General features: G+C 43.9%; 21 protein-coding genes, 3 tRNA genes and 1 CRISPR repeat array (1 of these 25 running past the window's edge). Of the genes, 13 read left to right on the top strand and 11 right to left on the bottom strand.

What is annotated here, in order from left to right; genetic code table 11:
• Positions 1–13: 13 nt before the first annotated feature.
• Both KIT51_15705 and KIT51_15700 read left to right on the top strand, forming a co-directional pair.
• Positions 14–97, top strand: a tRNA-Leu gene (locus tag KIT51_15705).
• Positions 98–216: 119 nt separating this feature from the next.
• Positions 217–298, top strand: a tRNA-Leu gene (locus KIT51_15700).
• 267 nt (positions 299–565) lie between these two features.
• On the opposite strand, the gene KIT51_15695 is transcribed toward KIT51_15700, so the two are convergent.
• The 3 genes from KIT51_15695 to KIT51_15685 form a co-directional block, all read right to left on the bottom strand.
• On the bottom strand, positions 566–904 hold the full coding sequence (locus tag KIT51_15695; GenBank protein ID UYN86290.1) for a DUF190 domain-containing protein: 339 nt from the start codon (positions 902–904) through the stop codon (positions 566–568).
• Positions 901–1,278, bottom strand: a complete 378-nt coding sequence (gene crcB / locus KIT51_15690; GenBank protein UYN86289.1) for a fluoride efflux transporter CrcB — start codon at positions 1,276–1,278, stop codon at positions 901–903. The genes KIT51_15695 and crcB overlap by 4 nt, the downstream gene beginning before the upstream one ends.
• A 95-nt stretch (positions 1,279–1,373) precedes the next feature.
• A tRNA-Thr gene (locus tag KIT51_15685) sits at positions 1,374–1,445 on the bottom strand.
• A 42-nt stretch (positions 1,446–1,487) separates the two neighbouring features.
• On the opposite strand from KIT51_15685, the gene KIT51_15680 reads away from it, so the two are divergent.
• The 4 genes from KIT51_15680 (at position 1,488) to KIT51_15665 (ending at position 5,011) form a co-directional block, all read left to right on the top strand.
• Positions 1,488–1,925: an Rrf2 family transcriptional regulator gene (locus tag KIT51_15680; GenBank protein UYN86288.1), complete on the top strand. Its 438-nt coding sequence runs from the start codon at positions 1,488–1,490 to the stop codon at positions 1,923–1,925.
• Between the two features lie 62 nt (positions 1,926–1,987).
• Positions 1,988–3,085, top strand: a complete 1,098-nt coding sequence (locus KIT51_15675; GenBank protein UYN86287.1) for an HlyD family efflux transporter periplasmic adaptor subunit — start codon at positions 1,988–1,990, stop codon at positions 3,083–3,085.
• 4 nt (positions 3,086–3,089) lie between these two features.
• A complete protein-coding gene (locus KIT51_15670; protein ID UYN86286.1) occupies positions 3,090–4,337 on the top strand; it encodes an ABC transporter permease in 1,248 nt (415 codons plus the stop codon).
• 2 nt (positions 4,338–4,339) lie between these two features.
• Positions 4,340–5,011 carry an ABC transporter ATP-binding protein gene (locus KIT51_15665; protein UYN86285.1) on the top strand — a complete coding sequence of 224 codons (672 nt, stop codon included), beginning with the start codon at positions 4,340–4,342 and terminating at the stop codon, positions 5,009–5,011.
• Positions 5,012–5,019: 8 nt separating this feature from the next.
• On the opposite strand, the gene KIT51_15660 is transcribed toward KIT51_15665, so the two are convergent.
• The gene (locus KIT51_15660) at positions 5,020–5,628 is read right to left on the bottom strand and encodes a DUF1684 domain-containing protein (GenBank protein ID UYN86284.1); all 609 of its coding nucleotides are present in this window, start codon (positions 5,626–5,628) and stop codon (positions 5,020–5,022) included.
• Positions 5,629–5,767: 139 nt separating this feature from the next.
• Between KIT51_15660 and KIT51_15655 the strand changes: the two genes are divergently transcribed.
• Positions 5,768–6,814 carry a hypothetical protein gene (locus tag KIT51_15655; protein ID UYN86283.1) on the top strand — a complete coding sequence of 349 codons (1,047 nt, stop codon included), beginning with the start codon at positions 5,768–5,770 and terminating at the stop codon, positions 6,812–6,814.
• Between the two features lie 57 nt (positions 6,815–6,871).
• Here the strand turns inward: KIT51_15655 and KIT51_15650 are convergent, their stop codons facing one another.
• The 4 genes from KIT51_15650 to KIT51_15635 all read right to left on the bottom strand — a co-directional run bounded on the left by KIT51_15650 (position 6,872) and on the right by KIT51_15635 (position 10,132).
• On the bottom strand, positions 6,872–7,513 hold the full coding sequence (locus tag KIT51_15650) for a pyridoxamine 5'-phosphate oxidase family protein (protein ID UYN86282.1): 642 nt from the start codon (positions 7,511–7,513) through the stop codon (positions 6,872–6,874).
• Positions 7,510–8,586 carry a branched-chain amino acid aminotransferase gene (locus KIT51_15645; GenBank protein UYN86281.1) on the bottom strand — a complete coding sequence of 359 codons (1,077 nt, stop codon included), beginning with the start codon at positions 8,584–8,586 and terminating at the stop codon, positions 7,510–7,512. The genes KIT51_15650 and KIT51_15645 overlap by 4 nt, the downstream gene beginning before the upstream one ends.
• Before the next feature lie 103 nt (positions 8,587–8,689).
• On the bottom strand, positions 8,690–9,157 hold the full coding sequence (locus KIT51_15640) for a GNAT family N-acetyltransferase (GenBank protein ID UYN86280.1): 468 nt from the start codon (positions 9,155–9,157) through the stop codon (positions 8,690–8,692).
• A 54-nt stretch (positions 9,158–9,211) separates the two neighbouring features.
• A complete protein-coding gene (locus KIT51_15635; protein ID UYN86279.1) occupies positions 9,212–10,132 on the bottom strand; it encodes an EamA family transporter in 921 nt (306 codons plus the stop codon).
• A 98-nt stretch (positions 10,133–10,230) separates the two neighbouring features.
• Here KIT51_15635 and KIT51_15630 point away from each other — a divergent pair, with 98 nt between their 5' ends.
• On the top strand, positions 10,231–11,664 hold the full coding sequence (locus tag KIT51_15630; protein ID UYN86278.1) for a PLP-dependent aminotransferase family protein: 1,434 nt from the start codon (positions 10,231–10,233) through the stop codon (positions 11,662–11,664).
• A 39-nt stretch (positions 11,665–11,703) separates the two neighbouring features.
• Here KIT51_15630 and KIT51_15625 read toward each other — a convergent pair whose 3' ends face one another.
• Together KIT51_15625 and KIT51_15620 are read right to left on the bottom strand one after the other, a co-directional pair.
• Positions 11,704–12,162: a hypothetical protein gene (locus KIT51_15625; protein UYN86277.1), complete on the bottom strand. Its 459-nt coding sequence runs from the start codon at positions 12,160–12,162 to the stop codon at positions 11,704–11,706.
• Positions 12,163–12,170: 8 nt separating this feature from the next.
• Positions 12,171–12,314, bottom strand: coding sequence for a hypothetical protein (locus KIT51_15620; GenBank protein ID UYN86276.1), 144 nt, complete (start codon positions 12,312–12,314; stop codon positions 12,171–12,173).
• A 209-nt stretch (positions 12,315–12,523) separates the two neighbouring features.
• Between KIT51_15620 and prfB the strand changes: the two genes are divergently transcribed.
• The 4 genes from prfB (at position 12,524) to KIT51_15600 (ending at position 17,208) form a co-directional block, all read left to right on the top strand.
• Positions 12,524–13,622, top strand: a protein-coding gene (gene prfB, locus KIT51_15615) for a peptide chain release factor 2 (GenBank protein ID UYN86275.1) whose coding sequence is annotated in 2 segments (ribosomal slippage) — positions 12,524–12,583 and positions 12,585–13,622 — 1,098 coding nt in all. Because the reading frame shifts where the segments join, the coding sequence is not laid out codon by codon here.
• Complete coding sequence (locus KIT51_15610) at positions 13,619–15,319, top strand: carboxypeptidase-like regulatory domain-containing protein (GenBank protein UYN86274.1); 1,701 nt, start codon at positions 13,619–13,621, stop codon at positions 15,317–15,319. The genes prfB and KIT51_15610 overlap by 4 nt, the downstream gene beginning before the upstream one ends.
• Before the next feature lie 70 nt (positions 15,320–15,389).
• On the top strand, positions 15,390–16,496 hold the full coding sequence (locus tag KIT51_15605) for an MFS transporter (GenBank protein UYN88609.1): 1,107 nt from the start codon (positions 15,390–15,392) through the stop codon (positions 16,494–16,496).
• 25 nt (positions 16,497–16,521) lie between these two features.
• Positions 16,522–17,208 (top strand): lysoplasmalogenase, encoded by a 687-nt coding sequence (locus tag KIT51_15600; protein UYN86273.1) that lies wholly within the window; start codon positions 16,522–16,524, stop codon positions 17,206–17,208.
• A 77-nt stretch (positions 17,209–17,285) separates the two neighbouring features.
• On the opposite strand, the gene KIT51_15595 is transcribed toward KIT51_15600, so the two are convergent.
• Positions 17,286–18,095, bottom strand: coding sequence for a DUF2807 domain-containing protein (locus KIT51_15595; GenBank protein ID UYN86272.1), 810 nt, complete (start codon positions 18,093–18,095; stop codon positions 17,286–17,288).
• Between the two features lie 6 nt (positions 18,096–18,101).
• Here KIT51_15595 and KIT51_15590 point away from each other — a divergent pair, with 6 nt between their 5' ends.
• Positions 18,102–18,818 carry a YigZ family protein gene (locus tag KIT51_15590; GenBank protein UYN86271.1) on the top strand — a complete coding sequence of 239 codons (717 nt, stop codon included), beginning with the start codon at positions 18,102–18,104 and terminating at the stop codon, positions 18,816–18,818.
• A gap of 67 nt (positions 18,819–18,885) precedes the next feature.
• A CRISPR array of direct repeats spans positions 18,886–19,765; the repeat unit is 36 nt; unit sequence GTTGTGATTTGCTTTCAGTAAACGATCTTTGACATG (it continues 8,116 nt past the right edge of the window).

Below are 19,765 nucleotides of genomic sequence, written 5' to 3'. Positions count from 1 at the left end.
TAAAAGTTGAAAAGCCCAGGTGGCGAAATTGGTAGACGCACTACTTTGAGGTGGTAGCGCCCGAAAGGGTGTGCTGGTTCGAATCCAGTCCTGGGCACTGGTTAAATTTAAAAGTCAAGATTTAAGATTAGACTATCGAATCATGAATTTTGACTTGAGACACCGAAGTGGTGGAACCTGCCTGCCGAAGGTAGGTTGGTAAACTAAAATAGGAATGCCGAAGTGGTGGAATTGGTAGACACGCACGTTTCAGGGGCGTGTGTCGCAAGACATGCGGGTTCGAGTCCCGCCTTCGGTACTTCATGTTTTATGTTTACGTTATCAAAAGTTTAGGTAGGTTCGAGCCTGCCAGTCCGAGGCAGGTCCCGCCTTCGGTACAACTACCAGAATCTCAAAAAGGAACTTGTTTGTCAGGTTGAGCCTTACGAAACCTGAATTGACTTCGACAAGCCCAGCCTGATAATAGTTTCGGATGAATCAAATGTCTTAAGTTATTTTTGACTTAGTCTTTTAGTGGCAAGAGCAATCACTTCATAAAGCACCACTACTCACTAAGCTTCTCTTTTCAGGATTTATTGTGCCGGTATTTAATCACGGTAAGTTCTTCCAGGGTAATCAAACCTTCTTTAACAACTTCATCCAAAAAGGGCATTATTTTTCGGATGTTTTCTTCCGTGTCAATGATTTCGATTATCAGGGGCAGGTCTTCCGAAAGGCGCAGGACTTTTACTGTATGGATTCGGCTTGCCGCACCAAAGCCCATGATGCCGCGCACAACGGTTGCCCCTGCAAGATTTAGTTCGCGTGCTTTCAGTACAATCGCCTCGTAAAGTGGTTTGCCACCAAGTTTGTCTGACTCGCCAATGTAAATGCGCAGGATCACGCCATTTTCTGAAAGGTTCATGTGTTTATATTTTTAGCCAGCATTAAGCCAACAAAGGCCAGTACAATTCCAACAAGGTTATTGAGCAAAACATTAACCAATGCAAGCTTAAATTCACCATCGCGTAAAAGGTTAATTGTTTCCAATGAAAATGTTGAAAATGTTGTAAAGCCACCTAATATACCCACAAACAAAAACGTTCGGACGTTAGGGTTAAGGGTTGAGTTTTCAGCAAGGCCCCACAGCAAACCAATCAGGAACGATCCAACAAGATTAACAGTAAGCGTGCCTACCGGAAATACCCCATTGTATTTTTGATGTGCAAGCCCTGAGGCACCGTATCGTGCTAATGAACCTAATGCACCTCCCAAGGCTATAAACAGGAGTTTAACCATGCGGTAAAGATAGAATGAATATGGGATTCAGGTATAAAAAAATGATTAGCGGCTCCCTTCAGCGGGTTGCTCCAGTATAACCAGGAGTTTAAGTGAGCCGAAGATGAGATTTGAACTCACGACCTGCTGTTTACGAAACAGCTGCTCTACCCCTGAGCTACTTCGGCCGGTATGCTAATTTGAAAAGAAAAAATATAACTTGTGCTTTCATGCTATCGAAAAAATGTAAGTACGCCATACATGCACTGGTACACATGGCCAAAAAACCTGATGAGAAATTTCTCATCAAGGATATTGCCGATGCGTGCCATATCCCAAAAAAATTTTTGGAAGGCATTCTCCTTGATTTAAAACGGGCAGGGATTTTAGGCAGCAAGCAAGGTAAGGGGGGCGGGTACATTTTAAGGCGAAAGACCCGCGAGGTTAACCTGGCCGAAGTAGTGCGCCTATTTGATGGAGCCATTGCTGCAGTACCCTGTGCCACCTACAAATATTACGAGCCTTGCGATGAATGTGCAGATGAGGAAACCTGTGCCATTCGTTTTGCATTTTTGGAGGTGCGTAACGCTACCGTAGAGATGTTGAAAAAAGATACCTTGGATAAATTGGTGAAACGCGAGCTTAAATTGGTTGCCGCCCGAAAATGATTGCGTGTGTTTGTTGAACAAAAAGCCTGCTCCTAACGTATTCACCTGTGAACCACACTGCTATGCACCAGGTAATCTCATTCAGTTTCATACTTTTAACCGTTATTGTATCCTGTTCTACAAACGGTGAATTTTCAAGCCCGGTTGAAAAGCCTCTGATGGAAGCTGTGTACGCCTCAGGTTATGTTGTTTCGGAAAATGAGTACCAGGTTTTTGCACAGGTTGATGGGTATATTACAGCGCGACAGGTTAAAGACGGGGATGCCGTAAAGAAGGGCGATGTTCTTTTTATTATCGAAGCCGATCAGCAAAATGCCCGTTACCGCATTGCCAGGGAAAACTATGAGCTTGCCCGTGAAAATGCACAGCATGATTCACCGGTGTTTACCGAACTAAGGGCAGCGGTTTCCAGCGCCAAAAGCAAAATGCAATTCGATTCGGTAAATTTTGTACGCTTCAGTAACATGATGGCGCAAAATGCAACCTCGCGTGCCGAGTATGACCGCAGCCGATTAGCGTATGAAAATTCAAGAAATGATTTTTTATTGGCCGATAGCCGGCTAAAAAAAACCATCAATCAATTGAATACTGAGCTGCGTAACGCTGAAAACCAATATCGTATAGCGCGCGATGAATCTGCCCGGTATACCATACGCAGCCAGGTAGATGGAACGGTGTACCGTACCTTTAAAGAGCAGGGTGAACTCATCAGGCGAACGGAAGTAATTGCTGTAGTGGGGAGTGCAGATGCGTATTATCTTCAATTGAATATTGATGAGTTGGACATTCAGCGAGTGCGTGAGGGGCAACCTGTGCTGGTAAAGATTGATGCCTACCCACAGCAAATTTTTAATGCAGAAATTACCCGCATCTATCCCCTGGTAGATGGTCGGCAGCAATCTTTCCGGGCGGATGCAAAACTCAGGGAAAAATTACCAGGCGGGTTTTCCGGCCTGGCCCTGGAAGCAAATATTGTTATCCGTAAAACCGACCAGGCCCTTGTTATACCAAAAGCTGCTTTACTTCCGGGTGACTCAGTTATTGTAAAAACTTCTTCGGGGCAGCAAAGGGTTAAAATCATAAAAGGTATTGAAACACTCGATGAAATTGAAGTGTTGGAAGGGTTAACCGCTTCGAGCCTGATTAAGATTAAACCCTGAGCAAATGAGGCTGGTAATTGATATAGCCAAAACACATTTGCTGGCCAAACCTAAGCAAACCATTGTGGCTATGTTGGGTGTTACGTTTGGTATTGGCATGTTTATCGCGCTGGTAAGTTTAATGACGGGGCTTAATGATTTCACCGAGGAACTTACTATGACTTCCTCGCCCGATATTCATATTTACAACGATATTACGGAAAGCCGCCCATCTATCCTCGATCAGATAAATCAACAGGGTTTAAATGTAGTGTATCATCAAAAGCCCAAAAAGGAAACGGCCAAGTTGCGGAATGCTCTCCAAATTACAGACATGATCAGGCGCGATCCTCGCGTACTGGGAGTTGCACCAACACTTTCTTCGCAGGTTTTTTATAACTATGGGCCGGTTGAATTGCCAGGTTCCATTGCCGGTGTAGATATACTTGAGGAGGATAAGCTTTTTGATTTGCGATCAAAAATGAAAGCCGGTCGTATAGAAGATCTTCTCACCAATAACGATGGTATTATTATCGGAACAGGGATAGCGCGCAAGATGAACATAAAAGTGGGAGATCGTATTGTAATCACCACACCGCAAGGCCATACCATGCCGTTAAAGATTGTCGGACTATTTCAGATCGGCATAGGAACAATAGATAATGTTCGAAGCTATGCCAACATCTCCACCGTGCAAACCATCCTTCAGCAAGATCATACCTACATTACGGATATCAACATCAAACTAGTTGATTTGCATCAGGCCAAAGCCATAGCCCCGGAATTCCAGGCTATGGTTGGTTACAAAGCTGAAGATTGGGAAACGGCCAACGCAACTTTTTTAACGGGTGTGGTAATCCGCAACATCATTACGTACTCGGTTTCCATAACGCTGCTCATTGTTGCCGGTTTTGGAATTTATAATATCCTTAACATGACGATCATCAATAAAATGAAAGACATTGCCATATTAAAAGCAATGGGTTTTTCAGGAATTGATGTGCGATTGATTTTTATGATCCAGTCGCTGGTTATTGGATTTATAGGAAGTATTTTGGGACTGTGCATCGGTTATATACTCTCTTACCTGATTTCCAAAGCACCGTTTGATGGAGGCGATATGATAAGCCTCGATCATTTTCCGGTAAATTTTGATGCTAAGTATTATATCACAGGCATTGTGTTTGGTGTGCTCACCACAGCTTTTGCCGGCTACATGCCTTCGCGTAAGGCGGCTAAAATTGATCCAATAGAAATTATACGGGGGCAATAGTGATGGAGTACGTATTAAAAACCAAAGGCATAACCAAGTATTTCTATGAGCCTGAGAAATTCAAGGTGCTGAACAACATAAACCTGGAAATTAAGCACGGTGAGTTTTTATCGTTGGTGGGTAAATCAGGCTGCGGAAAGTCAACCCTGATGTATGTACTCTCCACCATGGATACAAATTATGAAGGTGAACTTGAAATTGCCGGTGAGCGCTTGACGGGTAAGGATCAGAATTTTCTGGCCGATTTTCGAAATAAGCACATCGGTTTTGTTTTTCAGTTTCATTATTTGTTGCCGGAGTTCACGGCCTTACAGAATGTGATGATACCGGCCTTAAAACGCCACCGCTATTCAAGAAAAGAGGTGGAGGAACGTGCGTACGAGAAGCTTGCCATATTGGGGGTAAAGGATCAGGCTTTAAAAGCAACCAGTAAACTATCGGGCGGACAACAACAACGCGTAGCCATTGCACGGGCGCTTATTAACGATCCGGATATTATTATGGGCGATGAACCAACCGGCAACTTGGACAGCTACAATACCCAATTGGTTTTTGATATTCTTACAGAACTAACGCACACCTATAAACAAACCATTATTGCCGTTACGCACGATGAAGAATTTGCCCGCAAGTCTGACCGCGTAGTGGAAATGAGCGATGGAAAAATCGTGTAGGGGCGAAATCATTTCTTTTTGGCTACGTATTTTACACCAGCCGGTATGGCTATGGGTAGATGATTTTGTTCGGGCACAATAGGGCAGGAGTAGCGTGGGTTGTAGGCGCAATAGGGTGAGTATGCCTTGTTGAAATCAATAACCAGTTCGTTGCCTTCGGTTGGCGCACGCAAATTCAGGTATCGCCCTCCTCCGTAGGTTTCTTTACCATTAGTCAGGTCGGTAAAGGGCAAGAACAAATAACCGACATACTTCGGATTATGCAGCAGGTTTTTGGATTGGTACACGGGCAATGTAAACGACTCTCCGTCAATCGAAAACTTAGCAATACCATACACACGGTAATCCTGCATGTAGGCTTGCGTGGCTTTCATCGGCATAAAATTGGTTTCTGGTGTAAGGGTAAGTTGGGCGGTTACACGGTACTTCAGGTCAATCGGGAAGAATTGGTGTTTCTTGAATTTCTTCAGGTCCTCGGGCAGCAAGGGCGATTTCTTTTTGTCTTTGTATTCGCGGTTTAGTTCTTCCTGAAAGGTTTGTATTTCGGCAAGCGCGGTTTCAGGTTTAGGCTGTGCCAGTGCCACCGTGCAACACAAGAGAAGATACAGGATTCTCATATTGATTTTTTTGAAGCTGTTTATTTTTCAGGAATCGATTGAAAGTAAAAATAGTAATCCTCTTTAAGGTACACTACATCTTTATGGGGTTTTGTGACGGGGGTACAGAAAGTACTTTCAATAAAAAAATACCACCGCCATGAAAACCCTCATTCTCTTGCCTGTGATGCTTTTTATAACGTCAGCCCTTTGTGCGCAGGATAAACTTACCCGATATTTTCCTGCGGGCTTAACAGATGGCCAGGTTTTGATTGACAATTACCTGCGACCCCTTGGTGAAGACATTTGCATACTTCCCAACAATGGGTGGTACACCACAGCTAAAACACACAAGAAGTGGGGATTTGATTTAAATATCACAGTTAATTCAGTTTTTGTTTCGAATGAAAAGAAGTACTTCGATTTACCCCAACTGTCTAACGGCCTTACTTATCAGGGATCTACAACAGGCAACACAACTCAAATCCCAACCTTTTATGCAGATGAAGGTGAGTGGCCATTATATCGGATTGAAGGAGGAGCCAACAATGGTGTTGTCTTTCAGGGGGCTGAAGGTTCGGAGCCGGGAGCGGCTTATTTTATTGATGCTTTTTTCCTGCCCAATATTCAAATGGGATTGGGTTTGGGATTTTTGAAAAATACGGATTTGCGCGTTCGGTTTACTCCGCGCACTCCCATCAGTTCGGTTGAAGTAGGAAGTTGGGGCATTGGAATAATGCATGATATCAGGCAACACCTGAAAGTAGTTGACGAAAACCTGTTTTTTCTGTCCGTATTTGTTGGCTATACCAAGTATTCAATTGATGTTGATTTGAGTGGAGGCTTTGACGGTACGGATCAGGTGGGGGCAATTTCAACCAGTGGATTTACAGGCCAAATTTTAATCGGCAAGGATTTTAAAATAATTTCATTTTATGGCGCTGCCGGGTATGAAACAGGCAAAACTTCAGTAGATATAAACGGTACATATACTGTTGATTCATATTTTAATTCAACTGGTGATTTTGCAACGTTGCCACAGTCGTTTATTCTAAGTAATCCATACTCATTCAATTATAATAAGTCAGGCATGCGCTTTACGGCCGGTACACGGTTAAAACTTGGGCCAATAACCTTCAACGGAGATTATTCCTTTGTTGGCGACAGACGCGTGCTCACGCTGGGGTTTGGGTTTACGGTGAAGTAGGATAAAAGACGATTTTTAAGATTACTCAGAATTTGCCACGAAGGTATCGCGATTGTTTTACCTCAGGTAATCGGGCAAGGCAATTCCTGGTTTCAGCACCGGATCGGCAACGGGCGCAGTACGTTTGGTTTCCAGGGGTACCACACCAGCCCAGATATCCAAATCGTAATCTTCCTCATCGTCTTTAGGCCCGCCTGCACGGATTTTTGCTGAGGCTTCTTCAATGGCAAAGGCAAGCACCATTGTTTTTTTCCATTCACTTTCGTTGGGTTGCCGAATGTCGGCCCAGCGGCCGGGTTGCATTTTGTCGGTGAATATTTCCAAAGCCTTATAGATTTCATCATCATGGTTTACTCGTTCAGCCTTGCTGAAAATAATCACCGAACGATAATTCACGGAATGATGAAATGCCGAGCGGGCTAAAACGATTCCGTCCATCAGCGTTACACTTATGCATACCGGTAATTTTTTGTCAGCGAGTTCACGCATGTAATGGCTCCCTACCGAGCCATGGATGTAAAGTTTGTCGCCCATCCGGCAAAAGCCTGTTGGGATTTGAAAAGGTTCATTGTCTTTAACGAAGGCAAGCGTACAGAAAAGTGCTTCGTCTAAAATGGTGTAAATGGTTTGTTTTTCGTATGTACCGCGTTTGGGTAAACGCGTCAGGGTTGTTTTTTCAGTTTTTGAAAATTCGCTCATGGTATTTGAACAATATAATTCCATTGATGGTCATCGGCCTCAGCACCGATGCGTATGCTGTATAGTTTTTGCTTTACCCGCTGTTGAAAACTGGTTGCGGTAACTTCAGGAAGTTGGTAATCTTTGCCGTGAATATTTATGGTGGCGATGGGTGCAACAACGGCTGCAGTGCCAGCACCGAAAGCTTCGGTTAATGTGCCGTTGTTAAACCCTTCGGCCAAATCGGAAATACTTACCTTCCGCTCTTCCATGGGCAAGCCTAAATCATGCGCAAGGGTAATTATCGAATCGCGTGTAACCCCATCCAAAATGGCCGATGTTAATTTTGGGGTAACCAGTTTTCCGTTCATTACAAACATTACGTTCATGGTTCCGGCTTCGTCAATGTAGTTGTGTTCTTTGGCATCAGTCCACAACACCTGGTCAAAACCCTGGGTGCGTGCCTGTTGGGTAGGTAAAAATGCACCGCCATAATTGCCGGCACATTTGGCAAAGCCAGTTCCGCCTTCAGCCGCCCGAACATAATGTTCCTCAACCTTTACGCGCAGCGGTTTGCTGTAGTAAGGGCCTACGGGGCTGGTCATAATAACAAATTTATATTCATCCGAAACCTTTACACCGAGCCTGGCCTCACTGGCAAATACCAGTGGTCGTATATATAAGGAGGAGCCTTCGGTTGAGGGAACCCAATCGTTATCGGTTTTAACAAGCGCATGTAATCCGTGCACAAATAGATCGTTTGGTATTTCGGGCATGCACATCCGTGCCAATGATTTGTTTAGGCGCTCGTGATGCTTATCAACCCGGAATATTGAAATGTTACCATCTTTCATTTTGTATGCTTTCATGCCTTCAAAAACCGCCTGGCCATAATGTAGGGAGAGTATAGCAGGGCTCATTTTCAGTTCCCCGTAGGGCACTATTTCCGGGGCATGCCACTGTCCTTTCTTGTAATCCGCAACCAACATATGATCGGCTATGTATTTACCGAATTCAAGATTATTGAAATCAATTTTTGGTAAGCTGGATTGTGCAATGCGCTGCACCGAAATGGATGCGGTAAGTGAACTCATGGTTTCTTTCTTTTTTTCAAGTTAAAAATAATTTCACTGATCTTCACTACACGAGAATTAACTGGCCAAGCGCGTGACTACTAAACCACATTTACCCAACGGGTCATGAAAGCTGTAGTTCCATTTTTATATTGCTGCGCTTGTACACACCATCCACTGGAATTTCTTTAAAGCCTAATGCACGATACAGTGCAATGGCCGTGGTCAATACTGTATTGGAATATAAAATTATTTTACGGGCACCAAGCTCCTGGGCTTTAGCAATAGCGGCATGTGCCAGTGCCTTCCCTATTTTGAGTCCGCGAAATTTTTCATCCACTGCCATTTTAGTGAATTCATACACACCCTGCTCAACAAATTTCAGGGCCACCGTACCCGCTGGTTCTCCATTACAGGTTGCCATTAGAATGCTTCCGCCCTTTTTTATGATTTGTTCATCGGGAAAACGCAACACCTGTTCATCGATGGGTTCCATCCAGAAATAGTGTTCAATCCATGAGCGGTTGAATTGTTCAAACCAAGGCTGGTGCTCAGGTTTGTATTCGGTAATGTCAAGTATAATGCTCTCCATATGACGATATCATTGAAAACAACTTACGCAATCAAGTAGAAAAATGGTTTTTGTCTAACGTGAAAATTGTGCCTTCCAAAGATTCCGTAACTGGTAACCACGGTTAACAATGTAAATACCGGCAACGGTAATGAGTATAGCCACCCATATTTTTAGATTGAGTTTTTCATCCAGTATTAACCAGCCCAATACCACGGCCACCAATGGGTTTACATACGCATAGAGGGATACGATGGTCATCGGTAATTTTTTCAACGCGTACATGTACGAAGCATACGCAATGATGGAACCAAATGCGATGAGGTAAAGCAACGCATAGAATGCTTCGCCTGACCATTTTACTTGCGAAAGGTCATCAAACACCAGGCTTACCGGAAAAAGAAACAAACCGCCATAAAATAATTGAAGCCCGGCATTTATGAATGGATTTATATCGCTTGGGTATTTTTTGATCCAGATGCTGCCGCCTGCCCAACTCAAAACAGCCAATACGGTCATCAAAATGCCCAATAAATATTCCGCTTTTGAAAACTCGGTAACATGTTCACCAAAAATCATGACAATACCCACCAGGCCAATCATTACACCCAAAAAGATGGGCACGGTTGGCCGTTCATCCCGATTGATGGAGAGGTTAATAAGAATCACCATTACCGGCATAATGGAGCAGATGATGGCGGCAATGCCGCTCGGTATGTGCATCTCTGCCCAGGCTACCAGTCCGTTACCCAGCGAGATCATAAAAAACCCACCAATGGCTTGCCGGATAATGTGATCGCGCGAAGGCCATAATGGTTTGGCCAGTACCATTACCACCCCAATCAGCAGTCCTCCGGCAATTGTTTGCCGGATAGCCGTAAACAAAAAAGGTGGAAAATGCTGAACAGCAATTCGCAAAGCCAGGTAGGTGGTGCCCCATATAATACACACGGCTGCCAGGGCTAAGTAGGGAAGGTAAGTGGTGCGGTTACTCATGTTTAATGCAGGTGTTGATCTTTTTTGCAGCAAATTTTCTTCTAATTACGGTAAAAGAACAGTTTCAGTTTTATTAATTTTGACCATATCAGTTTGTTATGAAAATTTTAACCCGTCCCGATCATTTATACCTGGAAGTTGCAGAACGTATAGAACGGTTGATTGAACAAAAGTCGTTAAAAGTGGGTGACAAACTTTTATCGGTACGTGCATTGAGCAAAGAGCAGGGTATAAGTTTAAGTACGGCCTTTCAGGCGTATTATCATTTAGAGAGTAAGGGATTGATTGAAGCACGACCTCAGTCGGGTTACTATGTAAAATTCACGCCCCTGAATTTTCCTGAACTGCCAAATTGTTGTGAACCTCCTGAAGATGCTGTGCCCGTGAGTGTAGACGAAATGATTAACAGCGTGTATCACGACCTGGCTTCTGACAACCTGATTCATTTTTCGATGGGTGTCCCTTCTTATGAATTGCTCCCCACTGCAAAGTTGAATAAATCGGTAGCACAGGCATTGCGTGACTCAAAGACAAGCTGTATAAACTATGAACACATTCAGGGAAACACCGCATTGCGCAGGTTGATTGCCAGACAAGCCTTTAATTGGGGTGGCACACCGGCAGAGGAGGATATTGTGGTGACGGCTGGATGTGTTGAAGCATTATCGCTTTGCATGAAGGCCGTTACCAAACCTGGCGATTCGGTGGCCATTGAAAGCCCCACCTATTATGGCATCTTTCAGGCGATGGAAAGCCATGGCCTGAAGGTGGTGGAGATACCGACTGACCCGGTTAACGGAGTAAACCTTCAGGAGTTGGACGATGCCATTGCCCGCTTCGATATTAAGGCTTGCTTGTTTGTAAACAACTTCAACAACCCGTTAGGCAGTTGTATGCCGGATGACAAAAAAAAGCAATTGGTGGAGTTGTTGGCCAAAAAGGAAATTCCCTTGATTGAAGACGATATTTATGGTGAAATGTATTTTGGGAAAACACGGCCCAAAACGTGCAAGTCGTTTGATAAAAAAGGATTGGTGCTGCACTGTTCATCCTTTTCAAAATCACTGGCACCGGGTTACCGCGTGGGGTGGACCATCCCCGGAAGGTTTAAAGAACAAGTGATTCGCTTAAAGCGGATGCACACGGTATCAACCAATACGTTGGCCCAAGCCGCCATTGCACATTTTTTAGCCAATGGCCGTTATGAGTTACACCTGCGCCATTTGCGAAAAGCATTGCACACCCAGTCGCTTCGTTACATACAGGCGATATCGGAATATTTTCCGGAAGATACCCGGGTTACCCGCCCGCAAGGTGGCTTTACATTATGGATCGAACTCAACCCGAAAGTGAATACCTATAAACTGCACAAGCGTGCCTTGAAGCATAACATTGGTATTGCACCCGGACAGATTTTTTCAGGCCAGGCACGGTTTGAGAATTGTTTCCGCCTAAGCTTTGGCGAACCCTGGAGCAACCGGATTGAAGATGGTATTAAAACCCTGGCACGACTGATAAAGGATCAGTACTAAAAGTTTCAGGGCATCACTGGCCTTTGATTAATAATTCGCTCAGCTTTTTTCTTCTATCCAGCCCTGCCCGGAATAATAAGCAAACCCATCCGAGATTAAACGGTTGAGTTCGGAGTGCGGGATATCGTCAGGTTTTTTAAAGCGGAAACAACTTTCACCACCGACAAAGGGTTTGAGCTCATCACTCAATTGATTTTTCAGTTCTTTGTTCAGGTACAAAGGATAGAAGTAGAAACTCACAAATTTTGAGAAAACGATAACCGAAGCGAACATTAACCCTTTTTTGTAGCGCGCTTTTTGGCTAAAGGTACGGTAGATGTGGGTAGTCCATAGTTCATAGTGCTGAGGATTGTTGACCCTGATTTCAAAACTCGCTTGCACCGGTTCCAATAAACCCACCAGGTTGCTAAAGGTTTCCTCCAACGGCAAAGGTATGGCCCTGGAATTTTTCTTTAAGTTTTGAACATGGGCATTTGTTGAGGCTTTGGTTATGCGCACGGGGCAAGTTAGGGCTGAAGGGTTATGGTACTGTATATCGCGTAAACAAACAACCCGAAACTAAACCACATAATAATGCCGTAAATAATGTTTGTTGTTTCCCGGCTTTGAAAAAGCATACAATGCTTGAAGAACTGACGGAGGGTTTCCATGCGTTAAGGTAGATTTTGGGGGACTTGATAAAGTTTAGTAATGATCCCGAAGCTATTCGAAATTGAAAAAAGGAAAAGTGCATTTTTCGGGCAATTCTTACATGGATCTTTCATCGTTTAACGGAGCAAACACCGGCAACGCTGATTCAGTCGTTTTTATGGGTATATTTGCCCCTATCTTGTAACCTCATAAATTAAAATCACTACACATGACCATTGAACAGTTGAAAGACTTGAAGGCCAGAACAGCGGCTTTGAGGAGGTATCTTTGACTACGATCGTAAGATCATTGAAGTAAAGGACGAAGAACAAATTACCCAACAAGCCGATTTTTGGAACAATCCCAAAACGGCTGAAGCTTTATTGAAAGCCCTTCGGGCAAAAAAAATCTGGACGGACTCGTACGAGCGTATTCACAAACTCCTGGAGGACCTGGAAGTGCTCAATGAATTTCATGAAGCCGGGGATGTAGGCGAAGAAGAGCTGGACCGCGAGTATGCCAAAGCGCTAAAAGCATTGGAAGAACTGGAGTTTAAGAAGATGCTGAGCCGCGAAGAAGACCAGTTAAGTGCGATCATAGAAATAAACCCCGGGGCGGGGGGCACGGAAAGCAACGACTGGGCCGATATGCTCAACCGCATGTACATTATGTGGGGCGAAAAGCAAGGCTACACCGTATCACAAATTGATTACCAACCGGGTGAAGTGGCGGGCATAAAATCAGCTTCGTTGGAAATAGATGGCCCTTTTGCTTACGGCAAGCTGAAATCGGAAATAGGCGTGCACCGTTTGGTGCGCATTTCTCCATTTGATTCCAACCAGCGCAGGCACACATCATTTGCCTCTGTATTTGTTTATCCTAAAGTGGACGATACTATTAATATAGAGATAAATCCGGCTGATGTTGAAATCCAAACCTCGCGTTCAGGGGGTGCCGGTGGCCAGAATGTGAACAAGGTGGAGACCAAAGTTCAGCTAACCCACAAACCCACCGGAATTGTTATTGTGTGCCAGGTAGAACGCTCGCAACATGCCAACCGCGAACGTGCCATGCAAATGCTCAAATCAAAACTCTATCAGTTAGAGATGGAAAAGCGCCATGCCGAGCGTGACAAGATTGAAGCCGGTAAGATGAAAATTGATTTCGGCTCGCAGATCAGAAACTATGTATTGCATCCCTATAAATTAGTGAAGGATGCCCGTACAGGTGTGGAGCGTACCGATGCGCAAAACGTGCTTGACGGAGATTTAGAAGATTTCATCAAAGGCTTTTTACTCAGCATGCAGGAAGACTCTGTAACGAAATGATGAGGCAGAGTATCATCATCCTCTTCCTGTTGCTTCCGGTTTGGATGGTTGGTGCACAACCATCGGGTGTTTTTATTATTGAAGGCCGCCTAACCGATGTTACCACAGGGGAGCCTGTTCAATACGCTTCCATTGGTATTGAAGGTGCATCGGTGGGCACAAGCTCAAATGCCGATGGATATTTTTCCCTTCGGGTACCCGCTTCCTATCGTTCCAAAAATTATTCCTTGAAAATTTCATGCGTGGGGTACGATAATGAAATCGTTAAGAATCCCTCTGAAAAACTGGACATCAGCCTGAAACAATCAAAAACCATGTTAAAAGATGTTGTGGTTTTTGGAAAAGATTTATCGCCACAAGGCATTGTGAAAAGAGCCTTCGCCAACATCAAACACAATTACTATACAAAGCCCTTCATGTACCAGACTTTTTACCGGCATTATTGCAAAGATGATTCGGTTTATGGAAGGTTGATTGAAGCCGCAGCCGATGTGTACAAGCGAAAAGGATATAAAGTTCAGCAACCCTTTCCGGGATGGAAAGACGAGGTGCGTGTAAACCAGTTGCGCAGGAGTTATGACAATACCAAAGTAGCGAGTGGCCATGTGCCCATAGCTTTGTATTCCATTATGGGTACTGATCCGGTGGGTTACCAGGCAAAAAGCTCCTCTTCAATCGTGTATGGATTGCACTACGCAAATGAAGTGAGCCATCTCCGTAAAAACTTAAATGCTTACGAATTTACACTGGAGGGCATAACCGAATATGATAATGAACAGGTTTATGTAATCCAGTATAAGCTAAAGCGAGATTCTACCTTGCTTAGCACGGGCATTCCCTGGAAGAATAAGCAGAAAGGAACCTTACACATCACTACGTCAAACTATGCTATTGTTAAATCTGAATTTACCGGGCAGTCTTCCATCGATACGGTTTATACCTTTTCGATTTTTAAAAAGATAGACGGAAAGTACTTCCTCTACCATTCTTTGAAGGATGGAAGAACCTATCAGCCACGGTTGAAGTCTACCCATAATTTCCATATTGAGCTTATTACCACCGACATCGTAACCACCGACATAAAGCCGTTCAAAGGAAAAGAGCCGGACCGGGACAAGTTGCTTTCCATCGATTATGATTCAACATTTTGGAATAACTACAATGTGCTTAAGGCCACACCGCTTGAAGAATCCATTGTGGCCGATCTTGAAAAGGCACAACCCTTGAAAGATCAGTTTACGGATTACATAACATCTGAAAAGGAACGTTACCTCAGCGGCAAAGAAGATGAAGAGCGGTTCAACAAATTTTTACAGGCTGCACGAGGCTACCGCCCGGTATACATTGATGTGTGGGCAAGTTGGTGTGGACCGTGTATTCGCGAGATGCCGGCCTCCATGGAATTGGTGGAAAAATATAAGGCGCGTGTAGCTTTCGTTTATCTTTCGATTGATGATGATAGCGAAGCGTGGCGAAAAGCGCTTAAGCGATACAACATTGATCGCCCCTTCCTCACCAATCATTTTCGCATTGGATCAAATGCTGATGCCGTTGCATTATTTGATATAAAGGCAATTCCCCGCTACATCCTTATCGACAAAAAGGGCAACTTTGTAAACCTGAATGCCATGCGCCCGAGCGAATCCTCCATCAGTAAAGAATTAGACCGTTTACTCGCAGAAGAAATTGAAAAGTAACCCATCCGTTTACAACCGTCAGTTCTGGCTGCTCTGTGCGAGTTCGCTGCTGTTCTTTGCCAGCTTTAATATGCTTATTCCGGAGCTTCCGGCATACCTTACAAGTCTGGGTGGTGCACAATATAAAGGCCTCATCATTTCACTATTCACCGTTACCGCCATGGTATCACGCCCATTCAGTGGAAAGATGGCGGATAAAGTGGGTCGCAAGCCTGTAATGGTAATTGGTTCACTGGTTTGCTTTTTTAGTAGCATGTTCTACCCCGCCATTTCAACGGTATTTGGTTTTCTGTTACTTCGATTGGTTCATGGGTTTTCAACAGGGTTTACGCCTACCGGGTTAACAGCGTATTTATCGGATATCATTCCGGCCAACAAGCGCGGTGAGGCTATGGGGTTGTTGGGAACAGCAGGTACGGTGGGTATGGCGGCTGGCCCCGCTATTGGTGGAGCCATGGCCAACAACTTCGGGCTCGATGCCATGTTCTATACATCATCCGGTTTTGCCATCTCATCCATTCTTATCGTAATGGGTGTAAAGGAAACCCTGTCGCAACGACAAGGCTTCACTACCGAAGTATTTAAAATTCACAAACGCGACTTACTTGAACCAAGGGTATTAGTAACGTGTATCGTTATGTTGCTTACTGCGTACTCCTACGGAGCAGTGTACACGATAATACCTGATTTTGGTGAATTTGTAGGGATCAAGAACAAGGGTTTACTTTTTACCATTTTAACGGTTGCTTCACTCTCGGTGCGATTAATTGCCGGTAAAGCTTCCGATCGCTACGGCAGGCGAAGGGTATTGATGGTGTCATCGGCCATAGCCACCGTATCGATGATGTTGCTGGCGTTTGGCTCAACTCCGCAAGATTTGATGATTGCTATTATGGTGTACGGTGTAGCACAAGGCACAACCTCGCCAACGTTACTGGCCTGGGCTACAGACTTAAGCGATGAGAACCATAAAGGCAGGGGTATATCCAGTTTATATATTTTTATGGAGATGGGCATTGGAGTGGGGGCTTTTGCCTCCGGGTTTATCTATGCCAATAATTCGTCAAATTTCTTTGTTACGTTCTTTACCTGCTCAGTACTTTGTTTTATCGCTTTTGTTTACCTTATCACCCATTGGATTCGGCATACGCGGATGAAAAAGATGCCAGAATCATAGAGCACCCATTTATTTAGAGTAGGCTATGAAAAAAATATCCCTGGTTCTTTTTGCTTTAGCGACCATAGGCGAGTTGATAACGCAACTTATAACCTTGCCTGAATTGCACCAGGTAACCAAGCCTGCTCTTCTGTTGCTATTATTGGCATACTATTACTTCACCCTGCGCGAACAAGGAGGGGCACCTTCTTTTATGGTGGTAGGGGCACTTATTTTTTCGTGGGGTGGCGATGTGTTGCTGATGAAGCAAGGTGAGTTGTTTTTCATGCTTGGTCTCATTTCATTTTTGGTTGCCCATGTGTTCTACATTTTTGTTTTCAGGCAATTCAGAAACGATGATGAAACGAGTTCGTTGCAGGGGCTGCAACGCGTTCGTTTTGCCTTTCCAATCATTCTTTACGGATCAGGCCTTGTGGTTATACTCTATTCATCGTTAGGCGACATGACCGTGCCGGTGCTGATCTATGCCGCTGTACTTACCCTAATGGTGCTGAATGCATTATTTCGTTTTGGGCGAACGTCAGCGGCCAGTTTTGCTTATGTGTTTGGTGGTGCAATTCTGTTTATGATGTCGGATTCTTTACTGGCTGTAGATAAATTTTTAGAACCCGTGCCCCTATCCGGTTTTTGGATTATGCTCACCTATAGTGCTGCCCAGTTTTTTATTGTAACCGGGTTGTTAAAAGACAGCAAGCCTTCGACTAACAACTAAAAAGCGGGACAATATGCCCCGCTTAATTATACTGTTCTTTTATTAAGTCTTGCTACTAAAGTCTTTCTGTCTTGTAGCTAAGAAATTTTTCTCACCTTCCCACTTCCGCTGGAGTTGGCATTAACATGATTGGGGCTGCCTTTGTAACGAACACTACCGCTTCCGCTGATGTTGGCATTGAGTTCGCTTTTAACATTAATCTCAACACTTCCCGATCCGGCAATTTTAATATCCGCTGATTCAACTTCAAACTCTGCTGCACGGATGCTTCCCGAACCGCTGATGCTGGTCTTTACGTTAGTGGCTTTTCCGGTAGCAATCAATTTACCGGAGCCGGAAATGCTTACATCCAGCAGATTGGCAACGGCAATATCGGCCTCTATATCACCGGAGCCGCTGATACCGCTTTCCATGTTGTTACACTTGCCACGTAATTTTATTCTTCCGGAACCCGATACACTGGCATCAAGGTTATTGGCTTCTACTTCGGCTTTCAACGATCCGCTTCCGCTTACTTTAAGATCCAGGTCACCGGTCACAATTTTGGTTTGGGTTTCCAGGTCGCCTGAACCGCTTACGCTTAACCCACGGATATCTTTGGCGGTAATGTATACCGTTACACGGTCTTCTTTGCCCCAACTCCAGCTTACCCAACGTTCTTTGGAGCGGATAACCAGTTTTCCGTTTTCTACTTTTATGTCAATTTTCTCCAGGGTTTCTTTTGATGCTTCTACCTCTACACGCTGGGTTGATCCTTGTTTAACATAGGCATTTCCGGATACGCCAAACGAAATTTTGGTAAAGGGATCAATGTTAATGGTTTGCCGGTTTTGTGCCGATGCCAGCGAACCGATCAGCAGGAATAATAGGATACTCAGTTTTTGCATGGTTTTATGTTTCAGTTTTCAGGTATAGAGACAGTATGGTTTATAATAGGTTGCACGAATTGTCAAGGATACCTTACTTTGACGCTAAACCACCCCCAAACGTTGCACGCTCAGGACTATAGTTTTCGTACGCTGGAGAAACCCTCGGAAGGCCTGTTTAAGGAAAAAGGTAGCAAATTCCTCGCTTTTGCGTATCCGGTAAAAACCGAGGAGGACATCAAAGCCAATCTTAGCGCACTGCGAAAAAAATATTTTGATGCCAGTCACCATTGCTATGCCTGGATGCTGGGTGCGGATAAAGGCCGGTTTCGGGCCTTTGATGATGGTGAACCAAACCACTCGGCCGGTGATCCTATTCTCGGTCAACTCCGTTCAGTCAACCTTACCAATGTACTGATTGTGGTGGTGCGTTATTTTGGCGGTGTTAAACTGTGCGTGGGTGGATTGATCAGCGCCTATCGTGCTGCTGCTGCGGATGCTATAAGCAAAGCTTCCATTGTGGTTGAGGAGGTCAGACAAGAAATGGATTTACTATACGATTATACTTTTTCACGTGAGGTCATGCGCCTGGTTAAAGATTATGAATTGAATATTTTGGATCAGAACTTTTCTGGAAAAGGATTTATGAAGGTTGCAGTTCGGATGGCCGTTAAGGACAAGTTCATTGAACAATTGAAATTATTGCAGGCCATGAAGATTGAAATTGATTTTAAGGAACTTTAGGGCATTTACTGATGACTACAATTTGGGTTAAGTGTAACTTTGGTTAAGTAACTTGCGGTATTCTCCCAAACCGATTTGCTTTCAGTAAACGATCTTTGACATGAAACCTTTTTGTAATAACTATCGGGCGACTGTTGTGATTTGCTTTCAGTAAACGATCTTTGACATGTTTGACTTGGTAGGTAACTATCATCGTAATAGTTGTGATTTGCTTTCAGTAAACGATCTTTGACATGAACGCCACCGCGCAAAACCCTAACGATAATGTTGTGATTTGCTTTCAGTAAACGATCTTTGACATGTATGCTAACGGTGGTGTCAAGAGGATTGTAGTTGTGATTTGCTTTCAGTAAACGATCTTTGACATGCACTTACTTTCACGATGTTGTATTGATACTGTTGTGATTTGCTTTCAGTAAACGATCTTTGACATGGTGAAATAATCCCTATTCCGGCATTTCGTTGTTGTGATTTGCTTTCAGTAAACGATCTTTGACATGCGTAACGTGAATTTACGAGACACCATTGTGTTGTGATTTGCTTTCAGTAAACGATCTTTGACATGCGGTCAAAATTTTACCCATGTTTGCAAACAGTTGTGATTTGCTTTCAGTAAACGATCTTTGACATGTCGAATATAGATAGGTACCTCCAATTCATAGTTGTGATTTGCTTTCAGTAAACGATCTTTGACATGGCTAATGCTTTTGTGTATAAACCGGAAGGGGTTGTGATTTGCTTTCAGTAAACGATCTTTGACATGACGGCAAAAATAATTGAAAAATATTCAACCGTTGTGATTTGCTTTCAGTAAACGATCTTTGACATGAGAGTAACGTGAAACATACTTTCCGTTTCTGTTGTGATTTGCTTTCAGTAAACGATCTTTGACATGACTTGAATATATAGAACCATCATCATAGTGTTGTGATTTGCTTTCAGTAAAC

Source organism: Cyclobacteriaceae bacterium (assembly GCA_025808415.1).
In the GTDB taxonomy this organism is placed as follows: Bacteria; Bacteroidota; Bacteroidia; order Cytophagales; family Cyclobacteriaceae; genus UBA2336.
This window is presented reverse-complemented; position numbering and strand designations above follow the sequence as displayed.